At 72.9% G+C, this 15,937-nt stretch carries 12 protein-coding genes; 4 read left to right on the top strand and 8 right to left on the bottom strand.

What is annotated here, in order from left to right:
- Nucleotides 1–15: 15 nt before the first annotated feature.
- Both OG534_RS07860 and OG534_RS07855 read right to left on the bottom strand, forming a co-directional pair.
- The gene (locus OG534_RS07860; RefSeq protein WP_326587358.1) at nt 16–2,145 is read right to left on the bottom strand and encodes a 3-hydroxyacyl-CoA dehydrogenase NAD-binding domain-containing protein; all 2,130 of its coding nucleotides are present in this window, start codon (nt 2,143–2,145) and stop codon (nt 16–18) included.
- Nucleotides 2,142–3,368, bottom strand: a complete 1,227-nt coding sequence (locus OG534_RS07855; RefSeq protein WP_326587357.1) for a thiolase family protein — start codon at nt 3,366–3,368, stop codon at nt 2,142–2,144. The genes OG534_RS07860 and OG534_RS07855 overlap by 4 nt, the downstream gene beginning before the upstream one ends.
- A gap of 318 nt (nt 3,369–3,686) precedes the next feature.
- Here OG534_RS07855 and OG534_RS07850 point away from each other — a divergent pair, with 318 nt between their 5' ends.
- Entirely contained in the window at nt 3,687–4,853 is a 1,167-nt protein-coding gene (locus OG534_RS07850; RefSeq protein WP_326587356.1) for an alpha/beta fold hydrolase, read from the top strand.
- Nucleotides 4,854–4,921: 68 nt separating this feature from the next.
- On the opposite strand, the gene OG534_RS07845 is transcribed toward OG534_RS07850, so the two are convergent.
- The 3 genes from OG534_RS07845 to OG534_RS07835 all read right to left on the bottom strand — a co-directional run bounded on the left by OG534_RS07845 (nt 4,922) and on the right by OG534_RS07835 (nt 7,970).
- On the bottom strand, nt 4,922–6,211 hold the full coding sequence (locus tag OG534_RS07845) for a ribonuclease D (RefSeq protein ID WP_326587355.1): 1,290 nt from the start codon (nt 6,209–6,211) through the stop codon (nt 4,922–4,924).
- 148 nt (nt 6,212–6,359) lie between these two features.
- On the bottom strand, nt 6,360–7,022 hold the full coding sequence (locus tag OG534_RS07840; RefSeq protein WP_007267191.1) for a helix-turn-helix transcriptional regulator: 663 nt from the start codon (nt 7,020–7,022) through the stop codon (nt 6,360–6,362).
- Nucleotides 7,023–7,313: 291 nt separating this feature from the next.
- Nucleotides 7,314–7,970: a DUF3000 domain-containing protein gene (locus OG534_RS07835; RefSeq protein ID WP_326587354.1), complete on the bottom strand. Its 657-nt coding sequence runs from the start codon at nt 7,968–7,970 to the stop codon at nt 7,314–7,316.
- A 91-nt stretch (nt 7,971–8,061) separates the two neighbouring features.
- Here OG534_RS07835 and hemE point away from each other — a divergent pair, with 91 nt between their 5' ends.
- Nucleotides 8,062–9,165, top strand: a complete 1,104-nt coding sequence (hemE, locus tag OG534_RS07830) for a uroporphyrinogen decarboxylase (RefSeq protein ID WP_398563094.1) — start codon at nt 8,062–8,064, stop codon at nt 9,163–9,165.
- 45 nt (nt 9,166–9,210) lie between these two features.
- Here the strand turns inward: hemE and OG534_RS07825 are convergent, their stop codons facing one another.
- Both OG534_RS07825 and OG534_RS07820 read right to left on the bottom strand, forming a co-directional pair.
- Nucleotides 9,211–10,593 carry an FAD-dependent oxidoreductase gene (locus OG534_RS07825; RefSeq protein ID WP_326587353.1) on the bottom strand — a complete coding sequence of 461 codons (1,383 nt, stop codon included), beginning with the start codon at nt 10,591–10,593 and terminating at the stop codon, nt 9,211–9,213.
- A gap of 59 nt (nt 10,594–10,652) precedes the next feature.
- On the bottom strand, nt 10,653–11,669 hold the full coding sequence (locus tag OG534_RS07820; protein WP_326587352.1) for a DUF4349 domain-containing protein: 1,017 nt from the start codon (nt 11,667–11,669) through the stop codon (nt 10,653–10,655).
- A 138-nt stretch (nt 11,670–11,807) separates the two neighbouring features.
- Here OG534_RS07820 and hemG point away from each other — a divergent pair, with 138 nt between their 5' ends.
- The gene (hemG, locus tag OG534_RS07815) at nt 11,808–13,313 is read left to right on the top strand and encodes a protoporphyrinogen oxidase (protein ID WP_326587351.1); all 1,506 of its coding nucleotides are present in this window, start codon (nt 11,808–11,810) and stop codon (nt 13,311–13,313) included.
- Between the two features lie 23 nt (nt 13,314–13,336).
- The gene (gene hemQ / locus OG534_RS07810) at nt 13,337–14,050 is read left to right on the top strand and encodes a hydrogen peroxide-dependent heme synthase (protein ID WP_326587350.1); all 714 of its coding nucleotides are present in this window, start codon (nt 13,337–13,339) and stop codon (nt 14,048–14,050) included.
- 115 nt (nt 14,051–14,165) lie between these two features.
- Here hemQ and OG534_RS07805 read toward each other — a convergent pair whose 3' ends face one another.
- Nucleotides 14,166–15,842, bottom strand: a complete 1,677-nt coding sequence (locus OG534_RS07805; RefSeq protein WP_326587349.1) for an alpha/beta fold hydrolase — start codon at nt 15,840–15,842, stop codon at nt 14,166–14,168.
- Nucleotides 15,843–15,937: the final 95 nt, after the last annotated feature.

The raw sequence follows: 15,937 nt of genomic DNA, 5'->3' as shown, positions 1-15,937 counted from the left end.
TGTGCGCGGGCCCGACTAGGCCGGGACGCTCGCCACGCCGGGGGCGAGGAACTTCTTGCCGTTCACGCGCTCCGAGACACCCTCGCGGTCCAGGTACGGCGTCACGCCGCCCAGGTGGAAGGGCCAGCCGGCACCGGTGATGAGGCAGAGGTCGATGTCCTGGGCCTCGGCCACGACACCCTCCTCCAGCATCAGGCCGATCTCCTGCGCCACCGCGTCCAGGACGCGGTCGCGGACCTGCTCCTCGGTCAGGACGACATCGCCCTGGACGAGGAGGGCGGCGACCTCGGGGTCCAGCTCCGGCTTGCCGGAGTCGTAGACGTAGAAGCCGCGCTTGCCGGCCTTGACGACCGCGGCCAGGTTCGGGGAGACGATGAAGCGCTCCGGGAAGGCGCGGTTCAGGGTCTCGGAGACGTGCAGACCGATCGCAGGTCCCACGAGCTCCAGGAGGACCAGCGGGGACATCGGCAGGCCGAGCGGCTCGATGGCCTTCTCCGCCGTGACGACCGGGGTGCCCTCGTCGATGACGTTCTGGATCTCGCCCATGAAGCGGGTCAGGATCCGGTTCACGACGAACGCCGGGGCGTCCTTGGTGAGAACGGCGGTCTTCTTCAGCTTCTTGGCGACACCGAAGGCGGTGGCCAGCGAGGCCTCGTCGGTCTGCTCGCCGCGGACGATCTCCAGCAGCGGGAGGATCGCGACCGGGTTGAAGAAGTGGAAGCCGACCACGCGCTCCGGGTGCCGGAGCTTGGAGGCCATCTCCGACACCGACAGCGAGGAGGTGTTGGTGGCGAGGATCGCGTGCGCCGGGGCGACCGCCTCGACCTCCGCGAACACCTTCTGCTTGACCGACATCTCCTCGAACACGGCCTCGATGATGAAGTCCGCGTCCGCGAAGCCCTCGGCCTTGTCCAGGACACCCGTCACCAGGGCGGTCAGGCGGTTGGCCTTGTCCTGGTTGATGCGGCCCTTGCCGAGCAGCTTCTGGATCTCGGCGTGGACGTAGCCCACGCCCTTGTCCACGCGCTCCTGGTCGATGTCGGTGAGGACCACCGGCACCTCCAGGCGGCGCAGGAAGAGCAGCGCCAGCTGCGAGGCCATCAGGCCCGCGCCGACGACGCCGACCTTGGTGACCGGACGGGCCAGGGACTTGTCCGGGGCACCGGCCGGGCGCTTGCCGCGCTTCTGGACCAGGTTGAAGGCGTAGATGCCCGAGCGCAGCTCGCCGCCCATGATGAGGTCGGCCAGGGCCGTGTCCTCGGCGTCGAAGCCGGCCTGGAGGTCGCCCGACTTGGCCGCGGCGATGATGTCCAGCGCGCGGTAGGCGGCGGGAGCGGCGCCGTGCACCTTGGAGTCCGCGATGAAGCGGCCCTTGGCGACGGCCGCGTCCCAGGCCTCGCCGCGGTCGATCTCGGCGCGTACGACCTCGGTGGTGCCGTTCAGGACGTTCGCGGTCCACAGGAGCGACTGCTCCAGGAAGTCCGCACCCTCGAACAGTGCGTCCGCGATGCCCAGGTCGAAGACCTGCTTGCCGCGCAGCTGCTTGTTCTGGTTGAGCGAGTTCTCGATGATCACCGAGACCGCGCGCTCGGCGCCGATCAGGTTCGGCAGGATGGCGCAGCCGCCCCAGCCGGGAACCAGGCCGAGGAAGACCTCGGGCAGCGAGAAGGCCGGGATGGCCTTGGAGACGGTGCGGTAGGTGCAGTGCAGACCGACCTCGACACCGCCGCCCATCGCCGCGCCGTTGTAGTACGCGAACGTCGGGACCGCCAGCGCCGACAGGCGCTTGAAGACGTCGTGGCCGCCCTTGCCGATGGCGAGCGCCTCGTCGTGCTTCTTCAGCAGCTCGACGCCCTTGAGGTCGGCGCCGACCGCGAAGATGAACGGCTTGCCGGTGATGCCCGCGCCGACGATGGAGCCGGCGGTGGCCTCCTGCTCGACCTGGTCGATCGCCGCGTTCAGGTTGGCGAGGGACTGCGGGCCGAAGGTGGTCGGCTTGGTGTGGTCGAAGCCGTTGTCCAGCGTGATGAGCGCGAAGCGCCCGGCGCCGAACGGCAGGTCCAGGTGGCGGACGTGCGCGGACGTGACGACCTCGTCCGGGAACAGCTCGGCCGCGCCCTTCAGGAGCTCAGCGGTGGTGCTCACTTGGAGTCTCCCTCGGCGTTGAAGTTCGGGTTCTCCCAGATGACCGTGGCGCCCATGCCGAAGCCGACGCACATGGTGGTCAGGCCGTAGCGGACGTGCGGCTGCTCCTCGAACTGCCGGGCCAGCTGCGTCATCAGGCGCACGCCGGAGGAGGCGAGCGGGTGACCGAAGGCGATCGCGCCGCCGTACTGGTTCACGCGGGCGTCGTCGTCGGCGATGCCGTAGTGCTCCAGGAAGGCGAGCACCTGCACGGCGAAGGCCTCGTTGACCTCGAACAGGCCTATGTCCTCGATGGACAGGCCGGCCTGGGCGAGGGCCTTCTCGGTGGCCGGGATCGGGCCGTAGCCCATGACCTCGGGCTCGACACCCGCGAAGGAGTACGAGACCAGGCGCATCTTGACCGGGAGGTTGTTCTCGCGGGCGAAGTCCTCGGACGCGATGATCGCGGCGGTGGCACCGTCGTTGAGACCGGCGGCGTTGCCCGCGGTGACCCGGCCGTGCGTACGGAACGGGGTCTTCAGGCCGGCCAGGTTCTCCAGCGTGGTGCCCGGGCGCATCGGCTCGTCGGAGGTGACCAGGCCCCAGCCCGTCTCACCGGCCGCCTCGTTGGTGTTGCGCACCGAGATCGGGACCAGGTCCAGCTGGATCTTGCCGTCGGCGTACGCCTTGGCGGCCTTCTCCTGCGAGCGCACGGCGTACTCGTCGGCGCGGAGCTTGGTGATCGTCGGGTACCGGTCGTGCAGGTTCTCGGCGGTCATGCCCATGAACAGGGCGGACTCGTCGACCAGCTTCTCGGAGACGAAGCGCGGGTTCGGGTCCACGCCCTCGCCCATGGGGTGGCGCCCCATGTGCTCGACACCGCCGGCGAGGGCGACGTCGTACGCACCGAAGGCCACGCCGCCCGCGACGGCGGTCACGGCGGTCAGCGCGCCGGCGCACATACGGTCGATGGAGTAGCCCGGGACGGACTGCGGGAGGCCCGCGAGAATGCCGGCCGTACGGCCCAGCGTCAGGCCCTGGTCGCCGATCTGCGTGGTCGCGGCGATGGCGACCTCGTCGATCTTCGCGGGGTCCAGGTCCGGGTTGCGGCGCAGCAGCTCCCGGATCGCCTTGACGACGAGATCGTCGGCGCGGGTCCCGTTGTAGATGCCCTTCGGGCCCGCCTTGCCGAACGGGGTGCGGACGCCGTCGACGAAGACGACGTCCCTGACGGTACGAGGCACGTTGGCTCTCCTCCAGGTGCGGGTGTGCACTGCTGCGCGCGGGGACGTTCGGCAGGTATTGCTGAGCGCCCGCTCACCCGACCATGCTACTTGCGGGTAACCAATGTGCACACCCCCTCCCGGAGGAGCGGCGAAGGTCACACTCGGCCCGCCGCTCCACGACCCCGCGCCCCGACCGATCGGACCCGTCCGGCCAACCCGTTCAGGTCACGTGCACCGGCCCCCCGGCCGCGATCGTGGCGTTCGCCCCGGCCCAGTCCCGATCCTGACCCGGTCGGAGCGTCCCCTCCGGCCGAGTCGACGGATCGGATGCGAGTCATGCCCCCCATCACCCCCGTGAACCACCAGGTCCCGCACACCTCGACGGTCCCCGCCAACGCGGGCCAGGCCGTCAAGCTGTTCGTGCGGGAGTACGACGGCACCCCGCCCGGCCCCAACGCGCAGCGCAAGGCCGTCCTGATGCTGCACGGCCGGAGCGTGCCGTCGGTCGTGGCCTTCGACCTCCAGCACGACGGCGCCAAGTACAGCTGGGCCCAGTACCTGGCCAAGGCGGGATTCGACGTGTTCCTCATGGAGCTCACGGGATCGGGCCTGTCGCCGCGTCCGGAGATGGACCGGCCCTGCAACACCAACCCGCAGCACCAGGGCCTCCTGATGCCCAACCCGCTGTCGACCGCCTGCACCCCGCCCTACCCGCACGAGCTGGGGAACTCGAAGAGCGAGTGGGGCGAGGTCGACACGGTCGTCGAGTGGATCAGGGCCCAGCGGGGCACGGCCAAGGTCGCCCTCGTCGGGCAGTCCGCCGCCTCCTTCGTGTTCGGGCCGTACGCGATCCAGAACCCCGGGAAGGTGGAGAGCCTGCTCCTCCTCGCGCCGATCTACCCGCCCGCGGGCCGGCCCGGCGTGCCGCCGAACGGCTTCGGCGCCCCGGTCGCGTCGTTCCCCGTGTCCAGCCCGCCCTCCCTGTTCGGCTTCCCGATGAACCTGTCCAGCCGGACGGGCCTCGAAAGCGCCTGGGACAAGGAGGTCCGGTCCCCGAAGCAGCGGGCCGCGGGCATGGTCGAGGCGGTGTGGAAGGAGTGCATGGCCCTCGACCCGGTCGGCAGCACCTGGGGCGGCCCGACGGCCGGGCAGCCCGAGGGCGTGCTGCGGTTCCGCAACTCCTACTGGTGGGGCTGGAACCAGGACACCGTCCCGGTCGGCGGCGTGCTCGGGGACGAGGTCCCGGTGATGATCGTCTACGGGGAGCACGACCAGACGGCGAACTCGCCCACCTTCTCCGTCCCGGCGCTCTACGACGCGATCCCGGGCGTCCGCAAGCTGATGTTCCGGGTCGCCTGCGCCGGGCACTCCATGGTCTGGGAACGCCAGTCCAAGGTCCTGCACCACCTGTCCAGGCAGTGGCTGGGGCACACCAGGATCGACGACCTGGAGAAGGGCAGCTACTACGTGGACGAGGACGGCGCGTACACGGACACCGTGTAGCAAAGCCCCCCGGCACCGGGCCGGGGGGCTTCATCGCATCGCACCGGGTCGCGGTCCGCCCGGTCCGGTCAGGCGGTGGCGGTGGCCGCCAGGGCCGTCACCAGGACCGGGGTCACCTGCTCGATCTGCCAGGGCCGGGCACCGTAGCCCGCGAGGGCCTCGGCCACCGCGTCCGCCTGGAGCCGCTGCGGCGGCTCCCAGCAAAGCCGGCGGACCGTGTCCGGGGTGATCAGGTTCTCCTGCGGCAGGTTCAGCTCCTCCGCCAGCGCCGAGACGGCGGCGCGGGCCGCCGACAGCCGGGCCGCGGCAGCCGGGTCCTTGTCCACCCAGGAGCGCGGCGGCGGCGGACCGGCCGGGGTCGCACCCGGCTGCGGCAGCTCGTTCTCGGGCAGGGCCTTCGCCCGGTCCACGGCGGCCATCCACTGGTCCAGCTGACGCCGGCCCATCCGCTGCCCGTATCCGGGCAGGGCGGACAGGGTGTGCACGTTCGCCGGCAGGGCGAGGGCGGCCTCGACGATCGCGGCATCGCCCAGCACCTTGCCCGGCGACACGTCACGCCGCTGCGCGATCCGGTCCCGGGACTCCCACAGCTCCCGTACGACCGCCATCTGGCGGCGGCGGCGCACCTTGTGCATGCCGGACGTACGGCGCCACGGGTCCTTGCGGGGCGGCGCGGGCGGTGCGGAGGCGATGGCGTCGAACTCCTGGTGGGCCCAGTCGAGCTTGCCCTGCCGGTCCAGCTCCTTCTCCAGTGCGTCCCGCAGGTCCACCAGCAGCTCCACGTCCAGCGCGGCGTAGCGCAGCCACGGCTCGGGGAGCGGGCGGGTGGACCAGTCGACGGCGGAGTGGCCCTTCTCCAGCGCGTAGCCGAGAACGCTCTCGACCATCGCGCCGAGCCCGACCCGCGGGAAGCCGGCGAGGCGGCCGGCCAGCTCGGTGTCGAACAGGGAGGTGGGCACCATGCCTATTTCGCGCAGGCACGGCAGGTCCTGGGTGGCGGCGTGCAGGATCCACTCGGTGCCGGACAGGGCTTCGCCCAGTGCGGACAGGTCGGGGCAGCCCACCGGGTCGATCAGCGCGGACCCGGCACCCTCGCGGCGCAGCTGCACCAGGTAGGCGCGCTGGCCGTAGCGGTATCCGGAGGCTCGCTCGGCGTCGACGGCGACGGGGCCGGTGCCCGCGGCGAACGCCGCGACCACTTCGGCGAGGGCGTCCGCGTCGGCGACCACCGGAGGGATGCCCTCGCGGGGCTCCAACAACGGAATCGGCAGCCCACCGGGCGGAACAACGACGTCGTCCGGGGGGCCGCCCCCGGTGGTGGTGCGCAGGTCTGCTGCGGTCTCTTGGGCGTCGGTCACCGGTCAAGGGTATCCGTGTATACGACGCGCCCGTCGCCGGAACGTTCCGGCGACGGGCGCGATGCGTATGCGGGGAGTTTTCCGGCGGTTCCCGGGAGGTCCCCCGGACCGGGTCCGGGGGAGGTTATCCGGGAGCTCCGGCCCCCGTTCAGTGGATGATCCCGGTCCGCAGGGCCACGGCGACCATTCCGGCACGGTCACCGGTGCCCAGCTTGCGGGCGATCCGGGCGAGGTGGGACTTGACGGTCAGGGCGGACAGGCCCATCGAGACGCCGATGGCCTTGTTGGACTGGCCCTCCGCGACGAGGCGCAGGACCTCGACCTCGCGGCCGGAGAGCTCTCGGTAGCCGCCCGGGTGGCTCGGGGCACCCGGGGGGCGGCGGTGCATACGGGCGGCGGCAGCGCCGATGGGGGCGGCGCCGGGCCGGGTGGGGAGCCCGATGTTGGTCCGGGTGCCGGTGACGACGTAGCCCTTCACTCCGCCCGCGAGGGCGTTGCGTACGGCGCCGATGTCGTCGGCGGCGGACAGGGCCAGGCCGTTGGGCCAGCCGGCGGCGCGGGTCTCGGAGAGCAGGGTGAGACCGGAACCGTCGGGCAGGTGTACGTCGGCCACGCAGATGTCGCGCGGGCTGCCGACGCGGGGGCGGGCCTCCGCGATGGACGACGCCTCGATCACGTCACGTACTCCGAGGGCCCACAGATGGCGGGTGACGGTGGAGCGGACGCGCGGGTCGGCCACGACGACCATGGCCGTCGGCTTGTTCGGGCGGTAGGCGACCAGGCTTGCGGGCTGCTCGAGAAGAACGGACACCTAGGCCTCCTGGGGGAGTGGCGGGACGGCCGGCTCGGGGAAGGAAGCCGGTGCGAACCGTACGGATGGTCACTGACTCCTTCGGCACGTCACCCGCCCGGCTTTAGGAAATGATCACGATTTGGTGAGTAACAATTCGGGCAATTCGGACGCACGATCGATCATCGGGTGATCAGAAGCCCACAATGGATGCCGCGTTCCGACACGGCGTCGCGGGCCTCGATCGGCCGTTCCCGTCCCGTTCCCGGTTTCGGGTCCCCGGCGTTCCGAGGCGGCCGTCCGGCCCCGTGCCTACGGGTGGTGCGGACCGCGCCGCTGTGGCAGGGAGACCACGCCGGTCGCGGTGTCCGTCGGACCCACCGGCGGCAGCCCCGCGATCTGGCACAGCAGCTCGCACCACGCCGCCAGGTGCGCCGAGGTGTCCGGCACCCCGCCCACCCCCTCGCGCGGCGTCCACGAGGCCCTGATCTCGATCTGCGTCGCCGGCCGCCGCTCCGCGAGCCCGCCGAAGTAGTGCGAGCTCGCCATGGTCACGGTTCCGCTCGCCTCCCCGTACGTCAGCCCGCGCGCGTCCAGGGCGCCCGTCAGCCAGGACCAGCACACCTCCGGGAGGAGGGGGTCCGAGGCCATCTCCGGCTCCAGCTCAGCCCGTACGAGCGTCACCAGGCGGAAGGTCCCCTGCCAGGCGTCGTGTCCGGCCGGGTCGTGGAGCAGGATGAGCCGGCCGTCGGCCAGGTCGTCCTCCCCGTCCACCACCGCGGCCTCCAGGGAGTAGGCGTGCGGCGCCAGTCTCTGGGGCGGTTTCGTGGGGTCGATCTCGATCCCCGGACGCAGGCGCGCCTTCTTCAAGCCGTCGACCGCCCGCCGGAACGGGAGCGGGACGGAGGTCTCCTTCGCGCTGTCCATGCCGTCAGCGCCATCTGAAAATCGTCCCTGAGCCGCAGCCATGCGGGGAAGACTAGGCGGAACGAGCGCCCCCGCGGCGCAGGGACACCCGCGCCGGGGCGGGCACTTCTTCATACGTGCGAAGATTTGGGTCGTGAGCGCCAACGACCTTCCCCTCACGCCAGGCTCCGCCGGCGCCGGGGAGACCCCATTCACGGGCCAGCCGAGTCAGACGTACGATTCCGCCTTCCTGAAGGCGTGCCGGCGGGAGCCGGTGCCGCACACCCCGGTGTGGTTCATGAGGCAGGCGGGGCGCTCGCTGCCGGAGTACCGCAAGCTGCGCGAGGGCACGCAGATGCTCGAATCCTGCATGCGCCCCGACCTGGTCACCGAGATCACGCTGCAGCCGGTGCGTCGCCACAACGTGGACGCGGCGATCTTCTTCTCCGACATCGTGGTCCCGCTGAAGGCCATCGGCGTCGACCTGGACATCAAGCCGGGCATCGGCCCGGTCGTCGCCCAGCCGATCCGCCGCCGCGAGGACCTCGCACAGCTGCGCGACCTCACCCCTGAGGACGTCTCGTACGTCACCGAGGCGATCGGCATGCTCACGGGTGAACTGGGCTCCACGCCGTTGATCGGCTTCGCCGGTGCGCCTTTCACCCTCGCGAGCTACCTCGTCGAGGGCGGCCCGTCGAAGAACCACGAGCACACCAAGGCCCTGATGTACGGGGACCCGCAGCTGTGGGCCGACCTGCTGGACCGCCTCGCGGAGATCACCTCGGCCTTCCTGAAGGTCCAGATCGAGGCCGGCGCCTCCGCCGTCCAGCTCTTCGACTCCTGGGTCGGCGCGCTCGCCCCGGCGGACTACCGCCGCTCGGTCATGCCCGCGTCGGCGAAGGTCCTGGAGTCCGTCGCCTCGTACGGGGTCCCGCGCATCCACTTCGGCGTGGGCACGGGCGAGCTCCTCGGCCTGATGGGCGAGGCCGGCGCCGACGTCATGGGCGTCGACTACCGGGTCTCGCTGGACGAGGCCGTCCGCCGCGTCGGCCCCGGCAAGGCGCTCCAGGGCAACCTGGACCCCGCGGTGCTCTTCTCCACCCCGGAGGCCGTCGAGGCCAAGACGGATGAGGTCCTCGCGGCCGCGGCCGGCCTGGAGGGCCACGTCTTCAACCTGGGCCACGGCGTCCTCCCGACGACGGACCCCGACGCCCTGACCCGCCTGGTGGACTACGTCCACACCAAGACGGCCCGCTGATCGCCGTTGCCGGGGGCGGAGCCCCCGGCAACGGGCGGAGCCCGGTCAGACGCCCGCCGAGCGGACCGCCGTGACGGCCTTGCGGGCTGCCACCAGGATGGGGTCCCAGACCGGGGAGAACGGTGGGGCGTAGCCGAGGTCGAGGGTGGCCAGCTGTTCCACCGTCATGCCGGCCGTGAGGGCGACCGCCGCGATGTCCACGCGCTTCGCGGAGCCCGCGCCGCCGACGATCTGGACGCCGAGCAGGCGGCCCGTGCGGCGTTCCGCCAGCATCTTCACCGTCATCTCCGCCGCGCCCGGGTAGTAGCCGGCCGTGTTGGTGGAGGTGATGGTGGCCGTCACGAAGCGCAGGCCCGCCTCCAGCGCGTCCCGCTCGCGCAGGCCCGTACGGGCGATCTCCAGTTCGCAGACCTTGCTGACCGCCGTGCCGACCACCCCGGGGAAGGTCGCGTAGCCGCCGCCCACGCCCGATCCGATGACCTGGCCGTGCTTGTTGGCGTGCGTGCCCAGCGGGATGTGCCGGGTGCGGCCCGCGATCAGGTCCAGGACCTCCACGCAGTCGCCGCCCGACCAGATGTTCTCGTAGCCCCGGACGCGCATCGAGAAGTCCGTGAGGATGCCGCCCGACGGGCCGAGCGGGAGGCCGGCCGCGCGGGCGAGCGCGGTGCGGGGCTCCACGCCGATGCCGAGCACGACGACGTCCGCCGGATACTCCTCGCCCGCCGCCGTGGCCACCGCCCGGGCCCGGCCCTCCTCGTCGGTGAGGATCTTCGTCACCTCGGCCCGGGAGACCGTACGGATCCCCATGCTGTTCATCGCGCTGTGCACCAGGCCGCCCATGTCCGGGTCCAGCGTGGCCATCGGCTGCTCGCCCCGGTGCAGCACGGTGACCTCGTAGCCCCGTCCCACCAGGGCCTCGGCCATCTCCACGCCGATGTAGCCCGCGCCGACCACGACCGCCCGGCGGCCCTCGGTGCGTTCCAGCGCGTCCATGAGGCGCTGGCCGTCGTCGAGGGTCTGGATGCCGTGGACCCCGTGCGCGCCGATGCCGGGGAGCCGGGGGCGGATGGGGCGGGCGCCCGTCGCCAGGACGAGCTGGTCGTAGCCCGTCCAGGATTCGGTTCCGCTGTCCAGATCGCGGGCACGGACCCGCGATCCGGGGAGGTCGAGCTCCACGACCTCCGTGCGGGTGCGCAGGTCGATGTCCCGGGCGCGGTGCTCCTCGGGAGTGCGGGCGATCAGGTCGTCGCGCTCGTCGACCAGGCCGCCGACCCAGTAGGGGATGCCGCAGGCGGAGTACGAGGTGAAGTGCCCGCGCTCGAAGGCGACGATCTCCAGCTCCGCCGGTCCCTTGAGCCTGCGGGCCTGTGACGCGGCGGACATCCCCGCCGCGTCACCGCCGACCACCACCAGTCGTTCCGTCGTCATCGCCCGTACCGCCCCTTCACCGCCATCGGATGGTGAACACGCTACGGGCGAACGTCCGTTCAGTCCTGCACGTCGGCCCCGGTGTCCGAAGTCGCCGGCCGGGCCGCCGGAACGACCGGTGCCGGTGCCGGTACCGGTGCCGGTGCCTGCGCCGGGGTCGAGGCCGGGGACGCCTTCGGCCGCGCCGGCCGCCGCGACCGGTACAGCCGGACCACGAACAGCACCAGGGCGGCCGTCAGCGCGAAGGGCAGCAACGCGCCCACCGCCACCGTCAGGTAGCGCACGATCCTCGTGAAGACGTCCCAGCCGCCGGCCAGGGCGCCCAGGAAGGTGGGCTCCTTCTCCTTCTTCTCGACCGCCTCCGGCTTCACGGCCGGCTCCGAGACCTCCAGCGTGATCGTGCCCATCGAGGTCTGGTCCTTCAGCGCCGTCTGCTGCGCCAGCAGCGACTCCAGGTCCGACTGGCGCCGGCTCAGCTCGCTCTCCAGCATCACCACGTCGCTCAGCGTCGAGGCCTTGCCCATCATGTCGCGCACCCGCGCCACGCTGGCCTGCTGCGACGCGACGCGGCTGCCGATGTCGGCGACCTTCTCGGTGACGTCCTGCGCGTCGACCTTGCGGTGCAGGAGCTTCCCGCTGCCCTCCATGGCGCCGAGCACGGCGTCGTAGCGCTCGCCGGGCACCCGCAGGGTCACCGTCGAGGTCATCCGGCCGTCCTCGCCGCGCCGGGTGGACTCGTTGCCGACGTAGCCGCCGGCCCCGTCGGCCGCGGTGCGGGCCGCGGCGAGCGCCTTCTGGGCGTCCGTCGTCTCGATGCCGAGCGTCGCCGTACGGATGACGTTGGGGCGGACCACCGCGGGCGGGGCGTTCTTGTCGGCCGGGGAGGCGGCCGGCGCCGGGGCCGCCGCGGCGCCCTGCGCGCCCTCCGGAGCCTTTCCGCCGGAGGCGGGCGCGGGCGCGACCGCCGCCTTGTCGGCCGAGGTGGCCCGGCCCTCGTCGGCCGCTCCGCAGCCGGTGAGCGCGAGCGCGCCCGCCAGGGAGAGGGCGGCCAGGGTTGCTGCTGGGCGTCGTCGCATCGTGTAAACCCCCGAGGATCGGCTGATGTTGCCGTTTCGACGTCCAGAGTCCCGTCGCGGGTTTCGCTTCCGCGGTTCCGGCCCGGTCCCGATGCGGTCACGGTCCGGCCTCGGAGATCGATCTGAGACGATGTGTCCATGCACGAAGCGGACATGCGTACGGATCGGCCGGGCGGCGCCACCCGGCCGGCCCGCGAAGGCGCCGGCGGCGCCCCCGGCCCCCTCGGCCATGTCGTCGTCATCGGCGGCGGCATCGCGGGCCTCGCGGCGGCCCACCGGCTGCTGGCCGGAGGCGTCCGCGTCACGCTGCTGGAGGCCGGACCGCGGCTCGGCGGCAAGCTGTACGCCGGCGAACTCGCCGGGGCCCGCGTCGACCTCGGCGCCGAATCGATGCTCGCCCGCCGCCCGGAGGCCGTGGCCCTCGCCGAGGCCGTCGGCCTCGGCGCAGCCGTACAGCCGCCCGCCACCGCCACCGCCCACCTGTGGACCCGCGGCGCGCTGCGGCCGATGCCCCGCGGGCACGTCATGGGAGTCCCCGGCGACCTGGGACCGCTCGCCGCCTCCGGGGTGCTCTCCGCCGAGGGGCTGGCGCGCATCGAGGCCGAGCGCACGCTGCCGCCCGTCGAGATCGGCGACGACGTCGCCGTCGGCGAGTACGTCGCCGCCCGGCTGGGCCACGAGGTCGTCGACCGGCTGGTGGAACCGCTGCTCGGCGGGGTCTACGCCGGCAACGCCTACCGCATCTCCATGCGGGCCGCCGTACCCCAGCTCTTCGAGGCCGCCCGGACGCACGCCCTGCTGGGCGACGGCGTACGGGAACTGCAGCGCAGGGCGCAGGCGCAGCCCCAGCAGGCCGGTCCGGTCTTCGCCGGCATCGACGGCGGCATCGGACGGCTCCCGCTCGCCGTGGCCGAGGCCTGCCGCTCCGCCGGGGCGCGGATCGTCACCGGCGCCCCCGTCCGCGAGGTCACGCGTACGACGGAAGGCTGGCGGGTCGTGGCCGGCGCCGAGGTCGTCGAGGCCGACGGCGTGGTCCTGGCCACCCCGGCCGGGCCCGCCGCGCGGCTGCTGGACCGGCTCGCGCCGACGGCCGCGGCCGAGCTGCGCGGGGTCGAGTACGCCTCGATGGCCCTGATCACGATGGCCTTCCGGCGCTCCGACCTGCCGGCCGCCGTCTCCGGCGGCGGCGCCAGCGGGTTCCTCGTACCGCCCGTCGACGGCCGGACCATCAAGGCCTCCACCTTCTCCAGCAACAAGTGGGCCTGGGCCGGGTCGGATCCGGAGCTCTTCCTGCTGCGCACCTCGGTGGGCCGCCACGCCGACGAGGAGGACCTGGAACGCGAGGACGGCGAGCTCGTGGAGGTCTCCCTCGCCGACCTCGGCGAGGCCGTGGGCCTGACGGCCCGGCCGGTCGCCTCGACCGTCACCCGCTGGGACGGCGGGCTGCCCCAGTACCCGGTCGGCCACCTCGGCCGGGTCGCCCGGATCCGCGGCGCCGTCGCGGCCCTGCCCGGCCTCGCGGTGTGCGGCGCGGTCTACGACGGGGTGGGCATTCCGGCCTGCATCGCGAGCGCCGGCGCGGCCGCGGACGCGGTGATCGCCTCGCTCGGGACGCGTTCCGGTACCCCTGGCACCGACCACTGATCAGCGCACGGGACAATGGGAACATGACTGCACCAGAGAAGATTCCCAACGCGGGGAAGAAGGCGAAGGACCTCAACGAGGTCATCCGCTACACCCTGTGGTCCGTCTTCAAGCTGAAGGACGTCCTGCCGGAGGACCGCGCCGGTTTCGCCGACGAGGTCCAGGAGCTGTTCGACCAGCTGGCCGCCAAGGACATCACCGTCCGCGGCACCTATGACGTCTCCGGCCTGCGTGCCGATGCCGACATCATGATCTGGTGGCACGCCGAGACCGCGGACGAGCTGCAGACCGCGTACAACCTGTTCCGCCGCACCAGGCTCGGCCGCGCGCTGGAGCCGGTGTGGTCGAACATGGCCCTGCACCGCCCGGCCGAGTTCAACAAGTCGCACATCCCGGCCTTCCTGGCCGACGAGGTCGCGCGCGACTACGTCAGCGTGTACCCCTTCGTGCGCAGTTACGACTGGTACCTGCTGCCCGACGAGGACCGCCGCCGCATGCTCGCCGACCACGGCAAGATGGCCCGCGGCTACCCGGACGTGCGTGCCAACACCGTCGCCTCCTTCTCGCTGGGCGACTACGAGTGGATGCTGGCCTTCGAGGCGGACGAGCTGTACCGCATCGTCGACCTGATGCGTCACCTGCGCGCCTCCGAGGCCCGCATGCACGTCCGTGAAGAGGTGCCCTTCTACACCGGACGCCGCAAGTCCGTCACCGATCTGGTGGCCGGGCTCGCCTGATACCTCCCCTGGGGGGAAGGACCGGAGGACGACCGACACCGTCAAGGTGAGTTCCTCCGGTGGATCGGGAGGCCATGCCCCCGAAACGACGCAGCCGGAGATCCCGCCCGGAAGTTCAGACGACTGGTGGCAGCAGCGCCCTGCGGGCGCCCGCTGCCCGGTCGTCCAGCGACACCGGTGCGGGCTCCGGATGCGGCGCACACCTGACGCGCCACCCGGGGGTGGAGCCCGTCAGCAGATACCGCTCCACGTGACGGTCCACGCAGTCATTGCGTCCGCCGACCACTCCGTGGGAGCCGGACCCCGTCTCCGTCACCAGTGAGGACCCGGCGCCGAGCCGCCGCTGGAGCTCCAGCGCGCCCGGGTACGGCGTCGCTCCGTCCCGCTCCGCCGCGACCACGAGCGTCCGCGGCAGCCGCTCCGGCTGGGCCCCGACCGCCACCGGCCGCTGCCGCTCGCGCACCGGCCAGTAGGCGCAGGGGAGGTTCAGGAAGGCGTTGGCCCAGGTCTCGAAGGGTGCCGTGCGGGCCAGCTCGGTGTTGTCGCGGTCCCAGGTCGCGAAGTCCGCGGGCCAGGAGGCGTCGTTGCACAGCACCGCCGTGTAGACCGCCGTCGCGTTCTCGGCCGCGGCGGCCACCGCCGGGTCCGGGGCGGCCTGCGCGGTCAGCTCCGCCGGATCGCCGCGCAGGAAGGCCGCCAGGGCCGCCGCCCGGTCCGGCCAGACGTCGTCGTAGTACGCGGCCTGGAGGTAGGCGGCCCGGAGTTCGCCGGTGCCGACGGCCCCGCCGGCGGGGGTACGGGCCACCGCGTCCCGGACGCGCTCGTAACTCGCCTGCACGGCCGCCGGGGTGGCGCCGAGGCGGTACGTGCCGTGGTGCCGGGCCACCCAGGCGCGGAAGTCGTACCAGCGGCGCTCGAAGCCGGGCGCCTGGTCGAGGTTGTTGCGGTACCAGACGCGGCGCGGGTCGGGATCGACCGCCGAGTCGAGGACCATCCGGCGGACACGGCCCGGGTGGAGGGTGGCGTAGACGGCGCCGAGGTAGGTGCCGTACGAGGAGCCCAGGAAGGTCAGCTTCTCCTCGCCGAGCGCGGCCCGCAGCACGTGCAGGTCGCGGGCGTTGTTCAGGGTCGTGTAGTACGGCAGGGCCGCGCCGGCCCGCCGCGCGCAGCCGTGGGCGTAGGCCCGGGCGGCCTCGACGCGCTGCCTCTTGTCCGCGGGGGAGGGGTCGGCCGGCTCCGGGGTGGGGCCCTTGGTGCGGGCGGCCGGGTCCTGGCAGGACAGCGGGGCGGAGCGGCCGACGCCGCGCGGGGCGTAGCCGACGAGGTCGTAGGCGGCGGCGATCCGCTCCCAGCCGGCGAGGCCGGCGACGAGCGGGAACTGCATGCCGGAGGCGCCGGGGCCGCCCGGGTTGTGGACGAGCGCGCCCTGGCGGTCGGCGCCGCGGGCGCGGGTGGCGGGGACCCGGCTGACGGTGAGGGAGATCTGCGGGCCGTCGGGGCGCGCGTAGTCGAGCGGGACGCGCAGGGTGGCGCACCGGACCGGGGCGGGGAGCCGCTCGGCGTCGGGGCAGCCGCGGAAGTCGAGGCCGCCGCTGCCTCCGGCCGCTGCCGTGGCCGCCGCGCGCTGGGCGGCGAGGGCGGCGCCGGCGGCCTCGGCGGCCGTCCCGCCGAGCGGGTCGCGCGGGGCGGGCCCGGCGGGCCCCGCGGCGTGGGCGGGGAGGTGGGCCGGGGCGCAGAGGGCGAGGGAGAGCGCGGCCACGGCGGCTCCGTGGCGTGCGTGCCTCGTCCGCATGGCGGCCCCCTCATCTCATCCGATGAATCGATGAAAGGCACGGGCTGCGCCCGTGTAAAGGATCACCGGCCGGTGTCGGCCGCAATGGCCCCGAT

This window comes from Streptomyces sp. NBC_01294, assembly GCF_035917235.1.
In the GTDB taxonomy this organism is placed as follows: Bacteria; Actinomycetota; Actinomycetes; order Streptomycetales; family Streptomycetaceae; genus Streptomyces; species Streptomyces caledonius.
The sequence above is the reverse complement of the archived record's forward strand: the minus strand, read 5'-3'. Positions and strand labels throughout refer to the sequence as shown.